The sequence below is a fragment of the Puniceicoccales bacterium genome, assembly GCA_031283585.1.
Classification (GTDB): domain Bacteria; phylum Verrucomicrobiota; class Verrucomicrobiia; order Opitutales; family LL51; genus JAIRTH01.
Genome location: JAITBP010000005.1, coordinates 14,558 through 35,959 on the forward strand (window position 1 = coordinate 14,558; position 21,402 = coordinate 35,959).

The 21,402-nt window shown below is 43.5% G+C and carries 19 protein-coding genes; 8 read left to right on the forward strand and 11 right to left on the reverse strand.

Features of this window, described 5'->3' with window-relative positions:
• Positions 1 to 119 precede the first annotated feature (119 nt).
• Both LBB20_01065 and LBB20_01070 read left to right on the forward strand, forming a co-directional pair.
• Entirely contained in the window at positions 120 to 2,528 is a 2,409-nt protein-coding gene (locus tag LBB20_01065) for a hypothetical protein (protein MDR2735420.1), read from the forward strand.
• Positions 2,529 to 2,588: 60 nt separating this feature from the next.
• Entirely contained in the window at positions 2,589 to 3,440 is an 852-nt protein-coding gene (locus LBB20_01070) for a hypothetical protein (GenBank protein MDR2735421.1), read from the forward strand.
• A 29-nt stretch (positions 3,441 to 3,469) separates the two neighbouring features.
• On the opposite strand, the gene LBB20_01075 is transcribed toward LBB20_01070, so the two are convergent.
• From LBB20_01075 to mutS, 7 genes are all read right to left on the reverse strand, one after another.
• Complete coding sequence (locus LBB20_01075) at positions 3,470 to 4,129, reverse strand: glucosaminidase domain-containing protein (protein ID MDR2735422.1); 660 nt, start codon at positions 4,127 to 4,129, stop codon at positions 3,470 to 3,472.
• Entirely contained in the window at positions 4,122 to 5,066 is a 945-nt protein-coding gene (locus tag LBB20_01080; protein ID MDR2735423.1) for a glycosyltransferase family 9 protein, read from the reverse strand. The genes LBB20_01075 and LBB20_01080 overlap by 8 nt, the downstream gene beginning before the upstream one ends.
• 12 nt (positions 5,067 to 5,078) lie before the next feature.
• Positions 5,079 to 5,825, reverse strand: a complete 747-nt coding sequence (locus tag LBB20_01085; protein MDR2735424.1) for a Bax inhibitor-1/YccA family protein — start codon at positions 5,823 to 5,825, stop codon at positions 5,079 to 5,081.
• A 75-nt stretch (positions 5,826 to 5,900) separates the two neighbouring features.
• Entirely contained in the window at positions 5,901 to 7,088 is a 1,188-nt protein-coding gene (tyrS, locus tag LBB20_01090; protein MDR2735425.1) for a tyrosine--tRNA ligase, read from the reverse strand.
• A gap of 67 nt (positions 7,089 to 7,155) precedes the next feature.
• Complete coding sequence (acpS, locus tag LBB20_01095) at positions 7,156 to 7,539, reverse strand: holo-ACP synthase (protein MDR2735426.1); 384 nt, start codon at positions 7,537 to 7,539, stop codon at positions 7,156 to 7,158.
• Positions 7,536 to 8,114 carry a crossover junction endodeoxyribonuclease RuvC gene (gene ruvC / locus LBB20_01100; protein MDR2735427.1) on the reverse strand — a complete coding sequence of 193 codons (579 nt, stop codon included), beginning with the start codon at positions 8,112 to 8,114 and terminating at the stop codon, positions 7,536 to 7,538. The genes acpS and ruvC overlap by 4 nt, the downstream gene beginning before the upstream one ends.
• Positions 8,115 to 8,167: 53 nt before the next feature.
• Positions 8,168 to 10,717 carry a DNA mismatch repair protein MutS gene (gene mutS, locus LBB20_01105; protein ID MDR2735428.1) on the reverse strand — a complete coding sequence of 850 codons (2,550 nt, stop codon included), beginning with the start codon at positions 10,715 to 10,717 and terminating at the stop codon, positions 8,168 to 8,170.
• A 160-nt stretch (positions 10,718 to 10,877) separates the two neighbouring features.
• Here mutS and LBB20_01110 point away from each other — a divergent pair, with 160 nt between their 5' ends.
• From LBB20_01110 to LBB20_01130, 5 genes are read left to right on the forward strand one after another with little or no spacing between them, the layout of a single operon-like run.
• Positions 10,878 to 11,795: a DMT family transporter gene (locus LBB20_01110; protein MDR2735429.1), complete on the forward strand. Its 918-nt coding sequence runs from the start codon at positions 10,878 to 10,880 to the stop codon at positions 11,793 to 11,795.
• 18 nt (positions 11,796 to 11,813) lie between these two features.
• Complete coding sequence (locus LBB20_01115) at positions 11,814 to 12,839, forward strand: bifunctional oligoribonuclease/PAP phosphatase NrnA (GenBank protein ID MDR2735430.1); 1,026 nt, start codon at positions 11,814 to 11,816, stop codon at positions 12,837 to 12,839.
• On the forward strand, positions 12,817 to 13,524 hold the full coding sequence (truB, locus tag LBB20_01120; GenBank protein MDR2735431.1) for a tRNA pseudouridine(55) synthase TruB: 708 nt from the start codon (positions 12,817 to 12,819) through the stop codon (positions 13,522 to 13,524). Before LBB20_01115 ends, truB begins: the two co-directional genes overlap by 23 nt.
• 10 nt (positions 13,525 to 13,534) lie before the next feature.
• On the forward strand, positions 13,535 to 14,431 hold the full coding sequence (locus LBB20_01125) for a hypothetical protein (protein ID MDR2735432.1): 897 nt from the start codon (positions 13,535 to 13,537) through the stop codon (positions 14,429 to 14,431).
• 14 nt (positions 14,432 to 14,445) lie between these two features.
• Positions 14,446 to 16,512: an ATP-dependent helicase gene (locus LBB20_01130; GenBank protein MDR2735433.1), complete on the forward strand. Its 2,067-nt coding sequence runs from the start codon at positions 14,446 to 14,448 to the stop codon at positions 16,510 to 16,512.
• 7 nt (positions 16,513 to 16,519) lie between these two features.
• Here LBB20_01130 and LBB20_01135 read toward each other — a convergent pair whose 3' ends face one another.
• Positions 16,520 to 17,995, reverse strand: a complete 1,476-nt coding sequence (locus LBB20_01135) for a UDP-N-acetylmuramoyl-L-alanyl-D-glutamate--2,6-diaminopimelate ligase (protein ID MDR2735434.1) — start codon at positions 17,993 to 17,995, stop codon at positions 16,520 to 16,522.
• 110 nt (positions 17,996 to 18,105) lie between these two features.
• Between LBB20_01135 and LBB20_01140 the strand changes: the two genes are divergently transcribed.
• Entirely contained in the window at positions 18,106 to 18,954 is an 849-nt protein-coding gene (locus tag LBB20_01140; protein ID MDR2735435.1) for a rhomboid family intramembrane serine protease, read from the forward strand.
• Positions 18,955 to 18,981: 27 nt separating this feature from the next.
• On the opposite strand, the gene LBB20_01145 is transcribed toward LBB20_01140, so the two are convergent.
• From LBB20_01145 to LBB20_01155, 3 genes are read right to left on the reverse strand one after another with little or no spacing between them, the layout of a single operon-like run.
• Positions 18,982 to 20,082: a hypothetical protein gene (locus LBB20_01145; GenBank protein ID MDR2735436.1), complete on the reverse strand. Its 1,101-nt coding sequence runs from the start codon at positions 20,080 to 20,082 to the stop codon at positions 18,982 to 18,984.
• Between the two features lie 27 nt (positions 20,083 to 20,109).
• Positions 20,110 to 20,826, reverse strand: a complete 717-nt coding sequence (gene lptB / locus LBB20_01150) for an LPS export ABC transporter ATP-binding protein (GenBank protein MDR2735437.1) — start codon at positions 20,824 to 20,826, stop codon at positions 20,110 to 20,112.
• Positions 20,801 to 21,358, reverse strand: a complete 558-nt coding sequence (locus LBB20_01155; protein ID MDR2735438.1) for an LptA/OstA family protein — start codon at positions 21,356 to 21,358, stop codon at positions 20,801 to 20,803. Before LBB20_01155 ends, lptB begins: the two co-directional genes overlap by 26 nt.
• Positions 21,359 to 21,402 lie beyond the last annotated feature (44 nt).

Below are 21,402 nucleotides of genomic sequence, written 5' to 3' on the forward strand. Positions count from 1 at the left end.
CCCGCCACAGGCTATCGATTTTCCAGTTGTCGTTCTAATTCATAGAGATATATAACATTTTTACATTTTATTGTTGCCTATTTGTAAAAGAGTTATTGAATTTATGTGGCTGATAAGCAATGAGCAACAATATAATGCGAGCATTTTGGGTAAGTGCACAGGAGGGTGTACTTCTCCTAAAGAACGACTGGAATCAGAGCGAACGAGGGCTTCCACCAGTACGATTCACAGAAAATGGGTCTCTATGTAAGATGCAAATTAGCCGCATCGACCCGTTTTTGTTCGCCAAAACCTCTGGCTATTTCTCGGAAAGGAACAAGTTGACATTCATAATGTTACCCAGCTGGGTTCCCATGGAAGAATCGGGAACATCTAAATTTTTTCTAACAGGCACGTTCAACGGCTGGTCTCCGAATACAAAAAGCAAAGAATGGTTGTTAACCCCAGAACTAGTCTGCGGCGAGCTTTGCTGGGTTATTAGAGTAGATCCAAACAGAATAGCCCATCTTTCGCAATTTAAATTCGTATCAGAAAATGGATTCTGGACTTCTGTACCCAAGGATTGCCAAAATATTGCCTACTGTGAAAAAGGCATAGCAAATTTTCAGTATAACTCAGCCCAAACCGGTTACCATTGTTTTTCATTTTTTAGAAAATGCGACGACTTTGATTTCAACAAAAGCTTCCAGATCAGGTTTGGTAACGATCACACGCCCACAGATATAGATTCCAAAGACCTGTTGGTTACCAAACAATCTAATAAAAGACTCGGAGCCTATATAAGCGGCAATAATACGCACTTCGCTTTATTCGCGCCCAGGGCAATCAACATTAGGCTCGTTTTATCAGATACCATTCAAAGCGAACCAAATAGAATACAAATGACCAAGGATTGCGACGGCGTATGGGAATGTCTGGTCAAAAAAAATCTTTCCGGCAAATATTACAACTACCTACTGACGGACAAATCCGGAAAGGAAGTCGTAGTAGTCGACCCATACAGTGCATGCATGGTCAGTAAACATGGCCCGGCTATCATCGTTGACACGAACAATATGGGTGAATCAGAAGATAGTTTTAAGCCGCTGCAATGGAGCGAGTTGATCATCTGTGAGGCCCACCTAAGGGACATCCTAGCCAAATACAAATGCGAAATCAGTGACCAGGACAGACTAGGATTTTCTGGCCTGTGCAAGGTTTTAGCCAGTGAGGATAATTACTTTAAGAGCCTGGGCATTAATGCCATCGAATTACAACCAATCCAAGAATTTGACAATAACACAAAGGACGAGTACCATTGGGGCTACATGCCTGTCAATTACTTCTCACCGTCCAGCGCCTATGCACTACGTCCGGACATTGGCTCCCAAATTTCAGAATTCAAAAATTTAGTCAACTATTTCCATAGAAATGGCATAGCTGTTATACTTGATGTGGTATATAACCATGTCGGCGAACCAAACTATTTATCCAGGATCGATCTGGAATATTATTTCAGGATTAGCAATGATAGTCTGGAGAACTTCAGTGGCTGTGGCAATGACCTCAGGGTCGAAAGCCCGATGTGCACAAGGATGATTCTAGACAGCCTGTGCCACTTCATTGAAGTCTATAATGTCGACGGGTTTAGGTTTGATCTGGCTGAACTACTCGGCCTAGAATTCTTGAAAAAAGCAGAAAAAACGCTAAAAAAAATTAAAAAATCTGTAATTTTAATCGCTGAACCATGGAGTTTCAGAGGGTACATAGGGCATGAAATCAGAAGTACTGGTTTTTCTGCCTGGAACGACGAATATCGCAATTTCGCCCTAGATTATATTCTTGGCAACGGAAACAGGGAAGGCCTGGAATATTTCATCGGCGGTTCACTGGGATATAGATCCAGTTTTCCAGCACAGACTGTGAACTACATATCTTCTCATGATGACAGGAGCTGGATGGATATGATTACTGAAAACCAAAACAATGATGGGAAAACGCCGACGATCATAGATCGTCGGCGAACAAATTTGTCCATAGCTCTTGTTCTAAGTTCCATTGGCATACCGATGTTTTCGGCAGGCCACGATACCCTCCATTCAAAGTCCGGTGAACAAAATACCTATCGAAGAGGCGATCTAAATGCCATAGATTATGAAAGAGGCGCCGAATATTTCAGCACCCATAAATACATGAGTGATTACATAGGATTTCGTAAATCGCATCTGGGAAGACTTCTGCATCCGGAAAAAAGACCATCAAAAAATTACCTAAGATCTTTCGCGCCAATGGAAAACAATTCAGCAACCGCCGTATTATTTAATGCCAGCCATGAGCTTGGTAAAGAACAACTGCTGTTTGCCATCAACCCGCATTTTTTGTCAGTGACATTTGATCTGACAGAAATAAATTTTCAAAAATTCGTACAACTCGCCGATACGGAGTGCGTCAACCCATACGGGTTTCGTGACGTATTCCATTTGTCCAGCAACAACTTATTAACCCTACCGAAAGTAAGCTGTGGTCTATGGGCAAAAAATTGTGCCTAATCAAACTTAATTGACAAATGACATTTAAATAACAGAATTCCCACTGGGGTTTGATAGATTATGAAGAGTTGTCGTTTTGTGATTAAAATAGTGTTAAATTTAGGTATATTGTGTTCTCCATTGATTAATTATCTTGACTATACTGCATATGCTGATCAATCCACCAGCGATTTGGCAAAATTGCCGGTATCATCTCCATCCAAAATAAAAAAGCTGCCATCCGGTATCAAATTGCCATGTTATCCTGTGGAATATTGGAAAAAATTGATGACCCATTACTCAAACGGCGAAGCCTACAAATACTGCATTAACTACATAAAAGATGAGACGTCGGCTATGAGTGAACGCCTTAAGGAATTAGGCAAAGCTCTTGAGGAAACCGAAGAAGCCCTTATCCGGGTCGGATGCAAATGCATAGAGAGCATTCCGAAGCTCAAGACCAATCTAGGGGATATGGAAAAGGCCTATGCGGCCTGCAGCATGGAAGCGGACATAGATGCAAGTCAAAACAATACATCGAAACTCAAGGATACAAAGCTTGATAAAACCTCATCGTTTTTCATAACTTCTTTGATAGAATTTAAAGAATTTCAGGGTGCAGCCCAGGAATTTAAAAACCAGGTCTCCTCGATGTTAACCGAAGTCAGAGCGCTGCGTAAAACACATAAGCAAAATGCCCATAACGACAGTCCAGCACCAGCAAGTGTAAGCACATCAAGAATACTCGATGACAGTAAGACCGCCAAAAAATGCCTTAAGACGTTGGACGGCAGTATATTAGATCTACTTGATATATCGGACAATACGCTAAGCAACACACTCAATATAATATCGGCTCTCTATGAACTTGCTGCTGAGGAACGCTATATTGGTGATACAAAAACACGTAAAAATTCACTGTACCATAAGTAACTAATCGATGCTAACATCCCATTTACGGCTCACTTAGACTTAGAAAACATATCTCGCAATTTTTTCTTTATTTTGTCACCATATAATGGGTCCGTAGCCCACTTGCCAGCCAAATCAGACAGGGTTTTAGCTGTACCGCGATAGCCGGCTTTCACAATGTTTTCAAACCGTGGATCGACACAGCTATGATTCAATTCACTGGTGGATGCATAGGCTTTAAGATGTTGTACCTGAGCTCTTATGCCGATCTCGACGCTTGGGAATGACGCACCACTAGCTCCGTTGTCCGTAGCACCGAGCCCAGCAAAATTGTTCTGTTTCGGATCGACCTGGCCGCCGAATTGCAAAAAATTTGTCTCATGACACATCTGCGCAAAGGCAATATCATGGTTCACTCCTTCGGCCGCACACTCGGAAATATAAGCACTGGCAAAATAGTCGGCTTTCTGTTTGGAAATTTTTCCACCATTACGTCGTAAATACTTGCTCATCATATCCTTACTAGCCTTACCCCGGGCCATTATTGCAAGCGAGTATCTTGGCAATTGCCTAGACCCAATCCTGGCTTTGATAATTCCAGAGCTCTCATTTGTCGATCTGACGACATCGCCTTTATTCGCAATATTCTTGCAAGTTGCACAGCCCAATAGACATAAAAATATGATGTAAACAAAAGCCAGTTTATTCATAACCGTTTTCTATAATCGACATAATTTTGTCAAATACAACATTTTCATTAAACATTTCATCTTTATCACCTTTTGACAACACGAAATTTGACCTAGAGGAGCTAGGATAGGGGCCATATTTTTTCGGATCCGTTGTAATAAATAGGCCCAACACGGGGATTCCCAGGGCTGCGGCCAGATGCATCGGACCACTGTCGTTTGCCACCACAAGCCTGGCTTTTTTTATAAAATTTATCACATCGCCAATGGTTGTATCGCCACAGAGATTCATAAGCCTATCGCTGGTAATTAGATCTGTGCAACAGGAATCTCCAAGCCATAGGACCATGAACGAGGTTCTAGTCAGCAAAAGCCGCGTTAATTGGACAAAATAGGGCCATCGCTTTTCTTTCCTTCTACTGCCCGGGAACAGGCATAGATACTCATTCGACGGCAAGCTGTTCAGTAATTTTAAAAAATTTTCTGATTCATCCGGAGTAAAATCCACCCGGCCGGAAATCTCATCTTCATCGCAGGCGGACAGCAAAAACGGCCGCAATATATCCACCGCATGGGCAGATTTCCCTGGATAATACTTAACTTTTTGCCCATAGGCAAGACCAGCCAACTCTCGGGAATCACTACGTCCAATCTTACATCTAGACCTGGCAGCCAGTGTCATCAGCCCACTTCTGGCCAACCCTTGCATATCCCAGACCATGTCATAAATCCCTCGCCGGATCTGCAATATCGTCGAAATGAATGACCTAATGCCACCTTTCCGGTCATAAACAATGACCTCATCGATCAACCTTGAGGCTCTGACCACTTCCACAAACTCGGCCCTTACAACCCAATCAATGGAAACATCAGGACGATTCCTTCTAAGCTTCGAAACTACTAACAATCCATGGACTATATCACCTAGAGATGAGGGCTTGATGACCAGCAATCTCATCGATACTGCTCATCAATGGCGGCGGTCGCTAAGCTTTGCCAGCAGGCGCAGGATTTCAATGTATAGCCATACCAAAGTCACCAGCAGGCCAAAGGCTGCAAACCACTCCATGTCTCGGTGGACGTTGGATCGACTCAGCTTGACGATATAATCGAAATCCATCACCAGGTTTAGGGCAGCAATGATCACGACAAACACACTAAACCCTATGCTGAAATTACTGGAGCTATAGAGAAACTGGAATCCAGAAACACCAAACATCCTGAGTAACAAGCTCATAAGATAAACCACTGCGATGCCAGCCGTGGCGGCAAATAAACCTATCGCAAATTTCTCATTAACCTTGATTATGCCAGTCCTGTAAATGAATAACATCACGCCAAAAACCCCAAATGTAAACATCGTGGCCTGAATGACAATGCCGTGATATTTCATCTCAAACAGTAGAGACCAACTGCCAAGCACAAGACCTTCCAATACAGCATATAACGGAGCCGTGTACTTTGCTATTAGCGGCTTAAAACATGTAACCAAACTACACACCAGAGCCAGAACTGAAAACAGTATAGCCTTTGAAATAATATCATCCAGGGATGCATATTTTCTTGTCCAGGCAAAAGCCGCAGATAACACAGTCAGCATCAACAACAAAGAAGTTTTTGTGATGGTGCCAGACACCGTCATCTGATATTCGCTTGCAGCGGCTGCATTGAAATATTTATCTTGAAAAACCGGATTAGATGTACGTTCGTAATTCATAAACTAATAAAAATATTCAAATCTACCTCAGACTATGGAAATTTTTTTAAAACAATCAATCATAACTTTTCCATATTACCGGGTTATTTTCATAAACACTCTTTTACCGTATTGGATAACAATAGGATCTAGCCCATCAGCCGACAGCGAATAATTTATATCATCCATCAGGTCACCGTTTATTTTCAGCGCCTTTTGTTCAATCATCCTGCGTATTTCATTTCTGCTTGCCGACAGTAACCCTGTATTTGCCAACACATTAACGATATTTGTATCACCGGCTGAATCGGCCAGTGATTTCAACGAAAAAATTGGCATTTCAGTCGGAATTTCTCCCTTGGAAAACACATTTTCGAAGTTCTCCAGTTCCCTATCAGCGCTTTCCTGATCATATAGCTTCGCCACAAGTCTGTTGGCAAGGATTTTTTTAGCAGCCATTGGATGCAAAGCTCTTTTTTCATTGATTTCCTCGACCGTTTCCATAAGCAACAGCTTATAGTAAACCCACATGACTTCATCCGGAATGGACATTATTTTTCCAAACATATTGGCCGGAGAATCGTTGAATGATATGTAGTTATCATAGCTTTTTGACATTTTTCTAACACCGTCCAGTCCTACGAGTAACGGCATACTTAGGACACATTGCTCGGGCTGGCCAACGTCTTTTTGCAATGCCCGGCCAACCAACATATTGAATAGCTGATCATTGCCACCAAGCTCCACATCTGCTTCCAGCACAACAGAATCATAGCCCTGCATCAATGGATACAGAAACTCAACTATCGAAATCGGCACATTGGATTTATATCTTTTTTCAAAATCATCGCGTTCAAGCATCCGCGCCACGGTCATCTTCCTGGCCAGCAATAACATGTCATCGAAGGTCATTTTACTAAACCATTCGCTGTTTCTTCGAACCACCGTTTTATCCTTGTCAAGTACCCTAAATGCTTGTGCAAGATAGGTTTTTGCATTATCATTGACCTCGTCTTTGGTCAACTGAGGCCTCTCGGCTGAACGACCGGATGGATCTCCCACCGTGGCCGTGTAATCACCGATTAGCAATATCGCTGTGTGGCCAAGATCCTGAAATTGGCGCAGCTTATTGAATACCACCATATGGCCAAAGGTCAAATCCGGCCTGGTTGGATCAACACCAAGCTTGATGTTCAATCGCCTAGCGCTCTTTAACTTGCTAGCCAATTCCTCCGCGCTAACCACGGTCTGGGCCCCCTGGGAAACTATATCTATTGCAGCCATAAATATTCTGTTATGCAAAAATCATAGCTCGTCAAGTCAACTAGCAACAAAAACTCTTTTCATTGCATCAGAGGACCATCACCACGGCACTGGCCAGAGCCCTAGTATGGGACAGCGAAATCTTTATGTCTGTCGCTGCCAAGGACTTTAAAAGCCTCAGTCCGGTCTGATCCAGCTTGACCACTGGCTCTCCCCGGGGTCCCGTTTCTATCATCGAAGTTTTCCAAGAAAATTCGGCCCCCACACCGGTTTGAAGAGCCTTCGCCAGGGCTTCCTTCGCCGCAAATCTCGCAGCCAGAGAAGGATAGGGATTAGCTCTGGCAAAACAATAGACCAATTCCTGTTTCGTAAAAATTTTGCTCAAAAATTTATCACCGAAACGCTCCACGGATCTCTTGATTCTTGCGATTTCGACAATGTCGTAACCCAAGCCTTTGACGGAGGTATTCATGAAATTTTAAGGGTAAATGCATGGCACAACGCCACGGCACAGGCATCGGCCTCGTCAAATGCTAACTCGTTCTCCAGCCTTAGGATAGATCTAACCATAGTTGCGACCTGGCCCTTTTTTGCCCGACCGAACCCAACAACGGCCTGTTTAATTCTTAGCGGGGCGTATTCATGGAGAGCGACCTGTTTTTTCGCCAGCGACACCATGGCAGCTCCCCGGGCTACGCCAAGAATCTGAGCCGTCTGAAAATTTTGCACATATATGGTCTGCTCCATCGCCGCTACACAAGGTTCATATTCACAACAGATCAGGTAAATATCATCAAATATTTTTAACACGCATTCGCTCTGGTTGTATTTGGGAGCCATCCTAATGGTCTTAGAAAACACTAAATGCGCTTCCATGGATTTATATACGTCAATGATGGCAATACCGGTACCGCGAAGACTCGGATCTATCCCAATAACTCGACCAGAAAACTTCTTGATGCCATGTGAGGTTGCGGATATAAAGTCAACATTCTTCGCCACCACAGCCTGTTCAGTCCACAAATTTTTGCCCGAGCAACGTCTCATTGGAACTAACAGATGTATACTTAATTTACAGAATAGCCAGACAATAAATCAGATCATAAGAGTCTTAGCTGTTCATCGTTATAATCATTCTGCCCGGAAGATTTCCTGCTTTTCAATGAACGACCACTGATCGAACCCTCGGTTTCAAGCATGGTCAAAATTTCCTTCGCCCTGGCTACCACAGAACCTGGTATGCCGGCCAATCTGGCCACCTGGATTCCATAGGAGCGATCCGAACAGCCTTTCATCACCCGTTTTAAAAAAATAATTTCGTCGTTCCATTCTTTGACGGCAACGAAATAATTGGACAGCCGAGGAAGACTCTCACTAAGTTTTGTAAGTTCATGGTAGTGAGTAGCAAACAGTGTTTTTGGCCCGGCCTGACTACCCCTATGAAGATGTTCAACCACTGCCCAGGCAATGCTTAATCCATCATAGGTGCTGGTACCGCGGCCAATCTCATCAAGAACGATGAGGCTTTGGGTCGTCGCATTGTTTATTATATTAGCTGTTTCATTCATTTCGACCATGAATGTGGAACTGCCTCTTGAAAGGTCGTCGCTGGCTCCAATCCTCGAAAATATTCTATCAATCATACCGATTTTACACGAATCTGCCGGGACCCAATGCCCGATCTGGGCCATCAAAACAATAAGGGCAACCTGCCTTATGTAGGTGGATTTTCCTGACATGTTCGGCCCGGTTATCAGCGCAATCTGGTTGGTCGACGAACTCAGATAGCAGTCATTTGGCACAAAACTCCTACCATCGGCAATTGCCAGATTAGATCTCTTAAGCATTTGCTCTATAACCGGATGCCTTCCATTTTTTATATCGATTTCATCACCGATGACCAAATTAGGTTTGCAATAGCCATACTCCCGGGCAATGGTAGCCCAACCGCAGAATACATCGATTTCTGCGATACTTTTGGCGATGGAAAAAAATTCCGAGCTCCGGGCAAGAATTTTTTTCACAATTTCCATAAACAAAAAATTTTCACGTTCTATCAATTTCTCCTCTGCCGAGAGAATTTCCCGCTCTTTGTCTCGCAGCTCATGGGTTATATATCGCTCGGCGCCAACGGTTGTCTGTCGACGAATATACCTATCAGGCACCAGCTGAATGTTGGATTTAGTGACCTCTATAAAATAACCAAAATTGCTATTATATTTTATTTTCAGTGACTTTATGCCGGTTTTCTTTTGCTCCTCGACTTCCATAGCCGTGAGCCAAGACCTGCTGTCATTTCCCAAAGATCTTAACCTATCTACTTCAGAATCAAAACCTTGCCTTATAAATCCACCGTTACTAATATCATTGGGCAGATCATCGGCCAACGCTTTGGACAAAAAGTCACTAAGATCGCCGCAATCATAGATTCCAGCATTCAATCTATCAATACCATCGCAGCTGATTGAATCCAATACGCTCTTGGTTTTTGGCAGCTGGAGCAGTGTGTTTCTCAGGGCCCCGAGTTCCCTTGGATTGCGCGTATGGTTTTGTAACCTGGTTAAAATTCTTTGAATATCACAAACGCAGGACATGATCTCTTGCAATCTAATGCATTCGGTTACATTGCCAAAAAATTTTTCCACACAGCCGTTCCGGAATTTTATTTCATCGATGTCCAGAGATGGCGTGATTAGATAATTTTCCAGCATTCGGGTACCCATCGAAGTCACAGTACCGTCGATGGCATTGATAAAAGATCCTTTCCTGATTCCACCGGAGGACCTGAAGATTTCGAGATTTTTTATTGTCGAACTGTCAATTACCAGATTTCTCTGCGGCACATATTCCTTTATCCAGGTAATATTTGTCGGCCGCTGCCTCAGGTTATCTGACACATATTTGAGCAGTGCTCCGGCCACGCCAATCGCCGGGTGATTGTCCTCTATCCCATAGCCGCGTAGATTCATAACCCCGAGGGTTTCGTTGATAAGTATTTGGCAGTTTTGCCGATCAAAATAGTAGATCGGGACGCAGGACAATAACCTGGCATTCAACAGCCAATCGAAGGTTTCCCTGTCTCCGGTGGGCAATGCATCGATCTTCATTTTAATCTGATCACTGGCAACTATCTCCTTAGGATTCAATGCGCTTATGACCGGAGCCATCTGGTCAATGTTTGATGCCGTGGCCATTTGGAATTCGCCGGTGGACACCTCCAGCCAGGCCAGATGAACTCGATGACTATCCAATTCCAAAGCAACTATATAACTATTTGTTTTGGCCTCAAGGTGACCCTCTTCTATGGTTGTTCCCGGGGTGAAAATTTTGGTTACCTCCCGCTGGACAATTTTCCCAGGCTTTGCTTCCTCCTTTTGGTCGCAGACAGCCACCTTATAATCTGCTGCCAGTAACTTACTTATGTATTGATCGGCGGCATGATGTGGCAGGCCGGCCATGGGTGTTAACTGTCTTTTAGTCAGGGTTAACCCAAGCACCCTGGATGCGATGATTGCCTGATCTCCAAAAAGCTCATAAAAATCACCCAACCTGAACAGCAATAACACGTCCTGTGGCAACTTACTTCTAATTTCTTGGTACTGTTTCATCATCGGTGTGCTCAGGCACAAACCAGAAGTATCCTTTTTCATGCTGCATGTATTATTACCATCCAATTTGCAAAAGTCAATTTACACCTTGGCCCATTGATCACAACATAAGTTGTTGCATCACATGGAAATATAACTATCATTCATTATTTTCTTGACGATTTTTCATATACCTAAGAGTTTAGGTAAGTAGATCAATCTAATGGATAGACAAAAATTTGGATATTTCCGTGGAATATTATGGTTCATTATGAGCCTGTTATGTTGTGTGACCAATGATTCCATTATGAAACACATGGGACTCAAATGTCATCCGTTACAAATAGTATTCATGCGATTTCTTTTTGGAGTTATCACATTGCTGCCCTTCGTGTTAAGAGACTCGTTGAAGTCTATCAAAACCAGCAGGCCGCTGGCTCATATCATCCGCGGACTTGTTCTGTTTTCCAGCATCACCCTGTGGTGCTCTGGACTAAAATCCATTCCGCTTAACGTGGTTTCTTTGATCAACTTTACAACTCCGATGTTCACGTTGATTTTTGCAGCTATCATGTTGAAAGAGAACATTGGGTGGACCCGGTGGATAGCCACACTGTGCGGCTTCATTGGCGTTGGCATAGTTATTGGCCCAGGCACGTCGAGTTTTCCTGTGGTTGGCGCATTGATACTGCTTCTAGGCGCTTCCATGTTCGCCCTATTGGACATCATAAACAAAATGCTGGTTTCGAAGGAAAGCATCCTGGCGTCGATGTTTTACACAGCCATCATAACCATGGCGCTGTCGGCTGTACCTGCAATCATTCTCTGGGAACCACTTAGCATCTACCAATTTGGTCTGTTTTTCCTGCTGGGAATGAGTTCAAATTTTTTGCTGTTCTGTATATTAAAATCCTTCTCCCTCGTGGATGTGTCCGCCGTGGCACCGTTCAGGTACTTTGAATTGATTTTTGCGTGCCTATTTGGCTATGTCCTTTTTGGAGAAGTTGTTACTGCAAAAACAATACTAGGTGCCGCCATAATAGTGCCCAACGCATTTTATCTGATGATAAGAGAAGTTTCCGGCGACTCCAACAAAGTTTATAACAATAAAAAAAAGGCCTCTTGCTGTCAAGCGGTTTGATCCGATGGTGTATCTTTCATGGACGGGAATAAACTAGACCATTTTCCAAATTCAGAAATATTTTTTGCAACAGCCAAGAGTCTTGCAGGCAAAGCCGTCGGAATTGTCGGCCACACACGACCAGATGGCGATTGTATTGGTTCACAGGTGGCTATGGCAGAAATACTAACATCATTTGGAGCCAATCCTGTGCTTATAAATGAAACACCAAAAATTTCCGATAATTTGAGACAGTTTCTTGGTAATTACCAGATAAACTCTCCCAAGGACGGCATCGTTGACGAATACATATTTGTGGATTGTGGTACCGTATCTCGAGGTGGTATATTTACTAATAATTTACCAAAAAAGCCGATAATGTCCATCGATCACCATATGGGCAATGATCTTTTTGCAGATAATAATTTCGTGTTTAGCCATGCGGTGGCGGCCAGTGAAATCATCGCAGACTATGCCTATCAATCTGGATTCCCAGTCACAAAAGCCATGGCCAGGGCACTCTATGTCGGTATCGTAACCGATACAGGGAAATTTAGTTATACGTTTACTGTGGCCAGAACGCTACAGCTTGGCGCACAGCTTATCTGTGACGGAGCCAACCCCAACGAAATTTTCCGGACAATTTACCAAAACGAATCAAGGGAAAAATTTGCACTGATACAAAGATTCATCCAATCCTTCAGATTTTTGGCCGACGGCAAGATATGTATAGGTATCATTCGCGACGAAGATTTTCTAACCACCGGCACCACCATGGACGATACGGAAGGCATGGTTAATCTTCCACGATCGATCAAGGACGTGGTGATAGCAGTTATCGTGCAAATACTTAATGGTCGCATAAAGATCAGCATGCGTACGGATATTCCGGAAATGAGGCTCGACCTATTGGCTGCAAAATTTGGCGGCGGTGGTCATGCCTGTGCAGCAACTTTTTCAACCAATGGCGCAGAAAATAAAATCCTGCCGAATCTAATAAATGAATTGCAAGAACAGCTAAAGTTGTTCACTCAAACCAATAATGGCAGGTCAACAGGAATTTAATGGGGTATTGCTTGTAGATAAACCTCTAGGATTGACTTCGCACGACGTGGTGGATAGGTTGCGTAGGAAGTTGGCTATGAAGAGGATTGGACACGCCGGTACCCTGGATCCCATCGCCACCGGACTTCTGGTGATACTGCTCGGCACAGCGACAAAAATTTCCCAACTCATCACAAATTGCGACAAAACCTATCTGGGAGAAATGCTCCTCGGCGTAACCACCGATACCCAGGATGCCCAGGGAACCATAATTGGGACAAAAGATGTGCCGGAATTACCCCTGAAAGACCTGGAAATGGCAATGCATGCCTTTCTCGGCGAACAACATCAGATACCACCCATGTTTTCTGCAAAAAAAATAAACGGCACGCCACTGTACAAATTAGCCAGAAAAGGCCAACAGGTCGAAAGAAGCCCAAGACTAGTCAACGTATCAGAATTTGATCTGGTAACCTTCACACCGCCCCGGGTAGGATTCAGGTTGTCATGCTCGAAGGGTACCTATGTCAGAACAATTCTCAACGATGTGGGCCAACTCCTTGGTTATGGGGCACATATGACCAAGCTTACCAGAACCCGTGTCGGCACTTTGACTCTAGAAAATGCCACCAATCTCGATGATATCATGGCAATGCCATCCGAGGAAATAGCGAAGTTAATCCTAGCCGTAACCAATGTAGTATGAGGCAGTTATCGTGTTATTTTTAAAAACAGTTGCCAGAGATATAATTCCGATTCCAGAAACCGTCTCCCTGGTGTTGGCCATAGGCATATTTGATGGCGTACACCTTGGCCACGAACGAGTTATACAAAAAGCAACGGAGATTGCCAGATCCATTGGTGGGAAAACCGTGGTATACACATTTTCACCTCATCCAACGGCAATCCTTGGCAATCGCAAAAACCTCATACTAACATCTGAACAGAAGTTCATGCGGCTGAATAGGTTAAACGTCGACTATCTGGTCGAACAACATTTTGACAAAGACTTTGCTAGTTTAAACCCCGAGGACTTCATGGATACACTGAAACACAAATTTAAGACAATAAACACGATATGTATCGGCCAAAATTTCAGATTCGGCAGTGGTAGAATCGGAGACGCCTCCTATCTCAGATCGATCTCACCTGGGTTCGGAATAAAAACAACTGTCATTCAATCACTTATGGCCAACGACACCATAATTAGCAGCACAAGAATACGACAGGAACTGGTCAACGGGAACCTGACCATGGCCAATTCCATGCTCGGCTATAATTATTATTGCAGCTGCAGCTTCGAAGGCAAAATCCAGCTAAATGATATTCAAATATTGACATTTAGCGTACAAAATGAACAACAGATAGGCAGCGGCGTATATTCGGTAAACGTATTGAGCGCCAACAAGATATGTCATGGTGTCGCCGACTATTTACACCGGTCTCAGCCAGGGAAGCTCAGTCTTCATCTCCTTGGAAATCAACCAAAACCGAGCGACAACGTGACCATAGAATTTCTCTCTCTGATCAGGGAAAGAATGACGTTTTCAACGGACAGTGAGCGCGTGGCACAGATAAAAAAAGACATCGAGGCAACTGAAAAATTGACCTAGAACCATCGATTTTCATGGCAATAGACTTCCAAAAAGAATTGAATGAACAGCAGTATTTTGCCGTTACCTCCCGGTCAAAATCCACGTTGATTCTCGCCGGAGCTGGCACTGGCAAAACCAGAACTCTCACATACAGAGTGGCTTGGCTACTGGAACACGGCATACCACCGGATAACATTTTACTATTGACATTTACAAATAAAGCCGCCAAAGAAATGCTGGCCAGGGTTGAGTCGATCACCGGGTTCGCCAGCGACAATTTTTACGGTGGCACGTTCCATCACCTGGGACAAAAAATCCTACGAAGACATTCGGATAGACTTGGAATATCACCAAATTTCGCTATTTTGGACGAGAGCGATTCGCTGTCGCTGTTCTCGGAATGCGTCAAAGAAACTGATCGCGAATTTCTTAAAAATAAAAGCAATCCAAGCCCAAGACTAATGCTCGAAATTCTAAGTTACTCAATCAACACCTTAGGTTCGATAGCCCAGGTTGTGGAACAAAAGTACCCCTATTTTGATCACCTAACTGCCGTTATAACAGAGGTTTCCAGTGCATATCAGAAAAAAAAATCCGAACAAAACGTGTTGGACTACGACGATCTGCTACGGCATTTCCTGAATTTACTACGAAAAAATGATGACATTTTGTCATTCTATAGTCATAGGTTCAGCAATATTCTAGTAGATGAATACCAGGACACAAACGAGATTCAAATGCAGATCATAGATACATTAGCCCTTGATCATCAAATATTTGCAGTCGGTGACGATGCCCAGTGCATATACACCTGGCGTGGAGCAAATATAAAAAATATCCTGGAATTTGCTGATCGTCACCCGGATACAAACATCTTGAAAATTGAAAAAAATTACCGAAGCACACCACAGATCCTATTGCTAGCCAACGAAATACATGTTTCTGAAAGAACCGGCTATGGGAAAACACTCACAGCCGCAAGGCCCAAAGGCAAATTGCCATTTCTTGTAAAAATACCCGATGCAAGACAACAGGCAAACTTCATAATAAAACGCATAAGTGGATTAAAACAAGAGGGTTATAAGCTGAGCGACCTGGCCGTGATCTACAGAGCCCACTACCACTCCATGGAACTCCAGATGGAACTGACCAGATACGGCATCCCCTATAATATTACCAGCGGCATCAGATTTTTCGAGCAAATACATATAAAAGACATGCTCGCGCTGCTCAGATTCGCTAACAACCCTGCGGATTCTCGGGCATTTGTGAAAATTTTGTGCCGACTTCCAAAATTTGGCGAAAAAACTGCAGAAAAATTGTTTAATTGGTTGCATTCCTACGCGAATTTAAATAATAGACACCCCGTCAATTGCCTAGAAGATAAGCCACTGGTGGCAAAAATTCCAACCGCCGCACTGGAGTACTGGTGGCCGCTGGCACGCAGCCTAAAAAAAATCCATGCTGGTATCAAATATCTGAATGCTGATAAGGATAATTCCGAAGTAACCGATCTGTTCGAGTATGCAGCTCAAAGAGATACAACACAAATACTGGCAAATTCCGTCGGTGATCTCATAACCCTGGCCCTGGACGAGGAATATCTTTCGTATTTGCAGAAAAATTTTAACAACAGCGGCTCGCGGCAAGATGACCTGGAATCGTTTGCAAATTTCGCGCGCAAATTCAATGATACAACGACTTTTCTCAATCAAATTGCGCTCATGCAATCGGAAACAACCGAAATAAACAGTGCCTCGAACGAGGATCAGCTGCGATTGACCACCGTCCACCAAGCCAAAGGGTTAGAGTTTCCGGTGGTTTTCATTATCAGCTTGACTGAAAACAACTTCCCACTCAAGCGCGCCATCGACGAAGGAAATGTTACCGAAGAACGTAGGCTATTCTATGTGGCAGTAACCAGAGCTAAGGATGAGCTGTACATGTGCTATCCATATCAATCACAACAAGTTAACAAAAATATAATGTTCGCATTGCCTCTGCAAAAAAGCAGATTTATCGACGAAATATCTGAAAACCTTTACGAAACCATTTCGTTCGGAATGAATCGACCCATAAGCTTTCGCAGGCCATATTAACACGTAACTATATCTCATTCAAGGCGTTAACAGCAACCTCCAGGTCATCAAAATGGATTTTTTTATCAAAAAACTGCTGAAATTTTTCATGCCCTTTGCCGGCTATCAGAACCGTATCACCTTCCACAGCAACACTAATAGCCTGGTATATTGCCTCGGCCCTGGACTCGATAAAGAGCACCCGTTCCAGATCCCGGACGCCATTTTTCATGTCAAAAAAAATATCAGAAATGGCTTCATTCCTCGGATTATCTGAGGTTGCAATCACCACATCTCCAAGCTTCAACGCAGCGCTGGTCATCTTTGGCCGCTTGCACCTATCACGGCCACCGCCACAGCCAAAAACAACTATTAACCTATTCCTAGTCAATGGCTTCAAAGTCGACAACACATTGACCAACGCATCTTCGGTGTGCGCATAATCGATGAAAACCGAAATCCCAATATTGCTATGGACTCTTTGCAGTCTGCCCGGGATACCGGGAAAATTTCTAATTTTTTCAACAAGATAAGCGATATTATTTTCATCACCCATGGCAGCTATAGCCGCTAACGCATTCAGGACGTTATGCTTACCGATCAACGGCAGTTCACAGTGATAGGATTTACCAAAAGCGTTAAGAGTAAATGACGTTGAGTCCAGGGTGCTAAAAACTTCAACCGCCTGAAAATCAGCTGGATAAGTCATTCCATAGCTAACAACACCGCGATTATCTAGTCTTCTAAGTTCTTTAATGTTTCTAAGCTTTTTTGCCAAAATTTTGCCAAAACTGTCATCAACATTTACCACGGCCAGGTCAGGCCTGGAACCATTCGCACCAGAAAACAGTATCTCCTTAGCTTGGAAGTAGTTATCGATGCCACCATGGTACTCCAAATGGTCATCCGTTAAATTACTAAATATTGCTCTGTCCACAGCCAATCCATAGGTCCTTTTCTGATGCAACCCATGAGAACTTGCTTCCATCGCAACAACTTCGCAACCATTACGCCCAGCACAATCAAGCAAACCAAACAGACCGATGGAGCCAGGCGTAGTGTTCGACGCCACCATTTCCTCAGCACCAACCTTATAGCCAACGGTCCCAAGAATGGCCGTTTTCCTATCTTCCAAATGTTCGATGAGATAGGTAATAGAAGTCTTTCCATTAGTGCCTGTTACGCAATAGATGTACAGAAATTCATCCGGCGCACCAAAGAACCTTTTCGCCACCACGGCCATGCTAGTTCTAATATCATCAACCAGCACAAATGTAATTCCATCTACTTGACAATAAAGATGTTCCGTTACAATTACAACACATCCACGATCTATAACATCAGGAATAAATGAATTTCCATCCAAGTTGGTTCCAGCCACAGCAAAAAACGCACTTGTTCTGGTCACAGACCGGCTGTCATCGCTGAGGTTATCAATATAAACCTCGGAATTCCCCAAGAACTTACATTTCAACCCAAAAAATAATTCAGAAATCTTTCTCATTCTGCCGTAAAGCGTTGTTACGAAGAAAAATTTAGCCGTTTGGCCACATAAATCCAATCAAATTGACTTTACTTTCAAAATTTTTAGGATTAGCAAGAGAGTAAACAGCAATGAGCAATTGGTTCATACTTAACACCAGAAAAAGTGCCACAACATGGCTATTTATTGCCATCGCCTGCTGCTATCTGATCCAAACCATCTCAAAATTATTGTTTGGATCAACAATTTTTTTCAAAGAACTTTCATTGTCCGTGGCCAGCATAAAGGAATGGAATTTGTCCCCACTATTAACCTATCCATTTCTACATGAAGGACTTTTGAGTTTATTTTTCAACACCATCGCCCTATTATTACTTGGCAGGGCAATAGAAGGCCAATTTGGACCAAAACGCCTTCTTGCTGTGTTCTTTACATCATCCATCTGCGGCGGATTGGCCTGGCTTTGCCTGCATTGGCGCGACAGCTGGTTCCTTTCCGGCTCTCTGGTAGCTTGCCTTGGACTGCTAAGCTATTTTTGCTCCAGGAACGCAAATAAACAGGCCACATTTTTCCTCTTTTTTGTGTTGCCTATTTCACTTAAGCCGAAGCACTTATTGATCGGATTGCTGGGGATAGAAATCCTCTGCATGCTAATCGGGGAAATACTAAACCACAGACCAGTCACTAACTCAGCCAACCTCGGCGGTATGATCGGAGGCATGCTGTGTTACCTCTGGTTCGATGGCGAATCTAAATTCACACAAGCCATTGAGAAACAAATAGTTAGAATCATGAAGAAGCAGCCAAAAGGGACCGTAGCAATGCAAAACGACAACTACAATGTGTACATAACTAGCCAAAGTGCACAGAAAAGTGAAATCGATAGAATTTTGGACAAAATCAACGAATCGGGTTTCGAATCGCTGTCAAATGAAGAACGCAATACCCTGAACTCTGCCAAACAAGTTATGCGCAAATAATCACACATAACTACATGATCAACAACATCATAGCATGTCAATAAACTCGGCAACAGCTCCGGTCCCGCCAAACATCTTGAGCTCAATGATACCAGCGCAATTTTTCACCAATGGTACGGCATTTTGTGGACAGGCAGCGATCCCATTTTGCTCTATAACATGCTCCAGCGCACCAAGATCGTTTATATCGTCACCCATATAGGCAAATTCACCCAGTTGAATACCATTTTCTTTGCATAACTCATTGATAATGTGGACCTTCCGATCATCCACATCGGCATACACAATCGAATCCCTAAGACCGATATACCTCGCAAACCTCTCGGCAATACAGCCGGGGTCGCCGGTTATGAAGAATATCAAATTACCATCGTTTACCCAGCGGATAATTGCCTCTATGTCTTTGGTGCAAAACCGCTTATATTCTATACCAGCCACTGACAAAATCCTCATAGCGTCGGTGCAAGTGCCATCCACGTCCAACGCCAAGGCCTTTATAGTCCGCCTTTTAGACTTTATCTCCGGGCCTGTTTCATCCTTCCACCTCCTGGTCCTGTCGTAAAACTTCTGGACCTGGCTCGTCCCATCCAGGTACTCGTTGGTAAAATCCCGAACCACTCCATGGCTGGGATTTCGTATCTCAACTAGTTCGCAATCAGCATAATCCACATATCTCGACACATCTCTGGAAATCACAATTCCGATGTTATTGAACAACCAAAACTCATTTTCCAAATAATCATCCACACATATTATGTCCGACGGCTTTATAGAAAACTTATCACATAATCTCCTCAATAACAGAGACTTATCTTTCATACCCAGAAAGCAATTACCCGAGGCTATGGCCACACTCCGCCGTCGCAAAACATCGCCAAACTCATCCGAACTAGAACTAAGAACCACATTCATGGCAAAAATGTTCCCAAATAACATTTTCATACTAAACCCATCATAGGTGTTGAAACACAGCAGGGTATCGTTACTAACATCTTCAATATCAGAGACATAGATATAATCCCCGATAATCCTGCTGTGCCAAGGAAGTTTGACAATATTGGCCGCATCGTAGACTACGCCGTCGCCGACGACCACTAACTTTTTAGATATAATATCCGCCGAGTTCATAAAACCTGCCTCACAACTCGCCAATTCTCACATTTTAAAATTTTCGCCAAGATAGAGCCTCCGGCTATCGGCATCGGTCAAAAGCTTGTCGCGCTCCCCCTCACATAACACCTTGCCGTCGTAAACAAGATAGGCACGATCCACAATCGCAAGGGTTTCGCGAACATTATGATCCGTTATCAGCACGCCAACGCCGCGTTTTTTGAGAGCCAAAATTATGTCTTGCACCTCGGTAACACTTATCGGATCAACACCACTAAATGGCTCATCAAGAAGTAGAAATCGTGGTTTTGTGACCAAAGCTCTGGCGATTTCCAGCCTCCTCCGTTCGCCACCGCTCAATGTATAGGCTTTCTGTTTTGCAAGTTGCGCTATGCCAAAGTCCTTCAGCAAACAAAACAGCCTGTCATCAATCTCGTTTCTCTTCACACTGGTAAACTCCATCACAATCCTGATGTTATCAGCCACAGTCAATTTGCCAAAAACAGAAGGTTCCTGGGGCAGATAGCCTACTCCTAACCTGGCCCTACTGTGCACCGGCAGTTTACTTATCTCTTTCTCATCTAACAATATACTGCCACTTGTAACGCTCACCAGCCCAACGATCATATAGAACGTCGTCGTCTTTCCAGCACCATTAGGCCCTAACAATCCAACAATCTCGCCTTCCTGAACAAGCAAATCTATGCCGCAAACCACCGAACGGCCACCATAATTTTTAGCTATCGATACCGTCTGTAACATTTTGTTTTGCATCACTTTTTGGGGCCACTTCCGAATCGCCAGGCCCATTGTTGTTGATCTGAACCAGCACCTGCCTGGGCTCGGTGCCGATAATATCAACGGATTTCTCCCGATAATTTATATTCATATCGCCACAAACTACACCAACCTTGTCGGAAACCTTGGCATTACCAGTCAAAAAAATCACACAGGTATCGGTATCCACTTCAATCCTGTCCGCAACCCCACGCCTTTCACCCTGCTGAATCGTCGCATTACCTTCTGCCACAATGGTTTTTATTGCGTCAAAACTCGGTGAACTCTCCAAGCTTTTCTGATCCTTTGGCGGTTTTGCAATCACAATAACCCTATCGGCACTGGCCTGAAATTCGGTATTTTTTATTTTAACATTACCGGAAAATTTAAACTCCATATGATTGCCCTTCGGTGAAATTTCAAGTCTGTCACTGGATATTTCACTAAAAACATCACCGGCCATCAAATTATCCGCCGACAAAACCATGGACAAAAACGCAAAGGACGCAAAAGACATAAAAGGTATAAAAGACATAAAAGACATAAAAAACATAGTTGTGC

Coding starts and splice junctions, on each gene's coding strand:
- LBB20_01075 (MDR2735422.1), bottom strand. CDS start 4,129: ATGAATAAACTGGCTTTTGTTTACATCATATTTTTATGTCTATTGGGC.
- LBB20_01110 (MDR2735429.1), top strand. CDS start 10,878: ATGGATAGACAAAAATTTGGATATTTCCGTGGAATATTATGGTTCATT.
- LBB20_01140 (MDR2735435.1), top strand. CDS start 18,106: ATGAGCAATTGGTTCATACTTAACACCAGAAAAAGTGCCACAACATGG.
- LBB20_01145 (MDR2735436.1), bottom strand. CDS start 20,082: ATGAACTCGGCGGATATTATATCTAAAAAGTTAGTGGTCGTCGGCGAC.
- LBB20_01065 (MDR2735420.1), top strand. CDS start 120: ATGAGCAACAATATAATGCGAGCATTTTGGGTAAGTGCACAGGAGGGT.
- LBB20_01130 (MDR2735433.1), top strand. CDS start 14,446: ATGGCAATAGACTTCCAAAAAGAATTGAATGAACAGCAGTATTTTGCC.
- truB (MDR2735431.1), top strand. CDS start 12,817: ATGGCAGGTCAACAGGAATTTAATGGGGTATTGCTTGTAGATAAACCT.
- lptB (MDR2735437.1), bottom strand. CDS start 20,826: ATGTTACAGACGGTATCGATAGCTAAAAATTATGGTGGCCGTTCGGTG.
- mutS (MDR2735428.1), bottom strand. CDS start 10,717: ATGAAAAAGGATACTTCTGGTTTGTGCCTGAGCACACCGATGATGAAA.
- ruvC (MDR2735427.1), bottom strand. CDS start 8,114: ATGAGACGTTGCTCGGGCAAAAATTTGTGGACTGAACAGGCTGTGGTG.
- tyrS (MDR2735425.1), bottom strand. CDS start 7,088: ATGGCTGCAATAGATATAGTTTCCCAGGGGGCCCAGACCGTGGTTAGC.
- LBB20_01070 (MDR2735421.1), top strand. CDS start 2,589: ATGAAGAGTTGTCGTTTTGTGATTAAAATAGTGTTAAATTTAGGTATA.
- LBB20_01115 (MDR2735430.1), top strand. CDS start 11,814: ATGGACGGGAATAAACTAGACCATTTTCCAAATTCAGAAATATTTTTT.
- LBB20_01080 (MDR2735423.1), bottom strand. CDS start 5,066: ATGAGATTGCTGGTCATCAAGCCCTCATCTCTAGGTGATATAGTCCAT.
- LBB20_01155 (MDR2735438.1), bottom strand. CDS start 21,358: ATGTCTTTTGCGTCCTTTGCGTTTTTGTCCATGGTTTTGTCGGCGGAT.
- acpS (MDR2735426.1), bottom strand. CDS start 7,539: ATGAATACCTCCGTCAAAGGCTTGGGTTACGACATTGTCGAAATCGCA.
- LBB20_01135 (MDR2735434.1), bottom strand. CDS start 17,995: ATGAGAAAGATTTCTGAATTATTTTTTGGGTTGAAATGTAAGTTCTTG.
- LBB20_01085 (MDR2735424.1), bottom strand. CDS start 5,825: ATGAATTACGAACGTACATCTAATCCGGTTTTTCAAGATAAATATTTC.